Annotated in this window: 1 protein-coding gene and 1 pseudogene; both read right to left on the bottom strand. The window is 57.2% G+C overall.

Annotation, left to right across the window (positions count from 1 at the left end; all coding sequences use genetic code 11):
* Window positions 1-427: 427 nt before the first annotated feature.
* Window positions 428-2140, bottom strand: a complete 1713-nt coding sequence (locus PH547_RS33590) for an ISL3 family transposase (RefSeq protein ID WP_285170467.1) — start codon at window positions 2138-2140, stop codon at window positions 428-430.
* 122 nt (window positions 2141-2262) lie between these two features.
* Window positions 2263-2498, bottom strand: a pseudogene (locus tag PH547_RS33585) (nucleotidyltransferase family protein); the annotation flags it as partial.

Below are 2498 nucleotides of genomic sequence, written 5' to 3'. Positions count from 1 at the left end.
GCTCCCGAAGAAGGATCCTACTCACCGACTTTGCTGAACCCCATCCGCCTGCTGCAGGTTTGCCGGATGTTATCCGTGGTTCGTTTCTCGGTTGCGTAGCCATGATGAAGATCCTTAATTCCCACAAAGAACCAACGACAAGCTCTTCTGTTCCCTGTCGGCGATGACAGCCGATGGCAATGGCCTCAGCCGAGACCGCCGCTAGAGATCGATGAGCATGTAAGGCTTGCCGGTGGGTCTCTCGATGTAGGCCGCGACAGTGAAAAACCGGCGCTTCGGCGGCTGTGCTACGCTCATCATGTTCACTCCAGCCTGATGACAATTACAGGGCACCGCCAAAGGATGCAGGAACAAAACACAACCCTCAGAGTTCGGATTTCCGCAAATCTTTGTGGAGGTGTCACTTTCCATTTAATTTGGGTCTTCCTCAATTTGTGTGGAGATCAGTCAATTTAATTGGCATCATCCGCGCCCTGAGAAGCTCTGGTCCCGCCCTGCCGTACATTGCGCGCTTGATCGTCTTTAGTCGGTTGATCTGGCCTTCTGCCTGACCGTTGCTCCAGGGCAGGTCGATGGCGTTACAGACGGCGCCGATATCACGGCGAAGTACACGGGCAAAACGGGCTAGGAAGGCGAGACCAGAATGAATGGCATCGTCGATCCATTGGTCGAGTTTCGCCGAGGTTCGGCCACGAAATATGCCGCGAAATCGCATGGCGAAGCTGCGTAAAACAGCAAACGTCCGTGATCCCTGTTTGAGGGCATCGACTTTCCGCGCCTGATTGATGGTCAGTGCGCCGCGCGGCTTGATGCAAAGAGTAGCCGCGACAATGGGTGAGATCAAATGACCGGTTTGCGGATCACGGACAGGCAAATTGTCAGGTGCTCTGTCGGAGGGCCCAATCCGAGCCGACGCCGCATCATCCTTATCTTTATCCTCATCCGTTTCCGGCCTCTCGGCGCGGCGCCATGTTGCCAGGAGGCGTTCAAGATTAGAAAAGCTGCCGGTGTATCCTCGGTGTTTTATGTCATGAAACAAATGCCGACCACGGCGGTTGCCATCCTTCCAACACTGGGTGAGGAACGCTTCGAAGTAGAGGGGAGATGTCGGCTGTAGCGCGCCCCTGCGTCGATCGGGTGGGGTTTCGAACGTCAGCCATTTCGTGATGCTTCGTCGGCCGTATCCTGTGCGACGTGCAATGTCCGAGCAGGTCAGGCCTTCCTTGCTCAAGGCGTGTACCGTCTCGAACACATCCTTCCGCGACTGTCGATGCGCCCGGCGAAGCTGATTGCGCCAAGGCGTCTCAGGCGTCCCATCATGCAAAGCCCGATCGTCATGATCGTTCTCTATGTCCTCGTCTGGTAGCAGTGCCCTGCCTGTAGCTCGGCCGGAGAGGCTCATCTGTTCCTCGATAGCAAGACGAAGATTCTGGATGAGATGAAAGCGGTCCGCCACCTGAGACGCTTGTGGGGCACTTTCACGAGCGGCCTGCGCGTAAAGCCCGCATCGATCTCGGCTGACCACCTCAATAGACGGGTGCCGCTGCAGCCATCGTGCAACGCTTTCCACGCTCCGGTCTTCGAGAATATCCAGGACCGTTCGGCGTTCGAGATCAACGATGATCGTGCCGTAGCGCAACGATTTCCTCCAACTCCAGTCGTCGATCCCGATGATCCGCGCCGGGGGGTCGTCGTCGACCCATGAAGCATTGCGCTTCAAGTGCCGAAGGATGGTGTCGTCGCTGATCGGCATCCCAAGCCGTCTCATCAAGCGCTCTCCGGCCCGCCCGCCGGCGCTGTGCCCCAGCAGGCCAACTATTTCGGCGACTCTCCTTGTTCTGCGGGCGTAGGGCGAGGCAATCGCCGGGAGCGGGTCGGTGAATGTTTGCCGTTTGCACTGCCGATATGTGCAACGCCAGCGGCTCAACTGAAGCCTTACCGTCACCTCATTGCCTTGGATCGGCAGGTCCTGAAGACTGCGGTACGACCAGCCATGCCGACTTCTGCTCTGGTGCTGGCAATCTGGGCATGTGCCAGAGGATGGCCCGCAAGCAGACACAACCCAATCACCGTCGTCGTTGGACACGACGCTCTGCACTTTAATGCCCGGCCCGGGCGACCATTTCGATCTCGTTCGCATGCCCGCCCATAGCGCCGTGACCACTAACGATTTGTTAACCACACAAAGTGAGGAAGACCCCTATATTTGTCTTCGCCACTTCGAATCAAATCAACTGCTTAGCCTTGGAATTGGAAGACGGTCTATTCTCCAAACGGAAGTTCAATTTCTTCGCGGTTTCTTTTTGCGCCCTCGGTCAGGACCGTGTTGAGCCGCTCGGCATCTTGTGCCGGCAGCATTCCCGCCCCGGTTCGAATACCTTCTCGCCATGTAGGCCCGCGCTTCCATGCTTCGTTGTAGACGAGCGCCAAGTCGGGAGATCGCCTTGTCTGCTGCAGAGCTTCGAAGAGCAGCGCAGCTTGTCGGATATCCTTCTCAC

The sequence above is a fragment of the Rhizobium cerradonense genome, from assembly GCF_030182455.1.
Classification (GTDB): domain Bacteria; phylum Pseudomonadota; class Alphaproteobacteria; order Rhizobiales; family Rhizobiaceae; genus Rhizobium.
The sequence above is the reverse complement of the archived record's forward strand: the minus strand, read 5'-3'. Positions and strand labels throughout refer to the sequence as shown.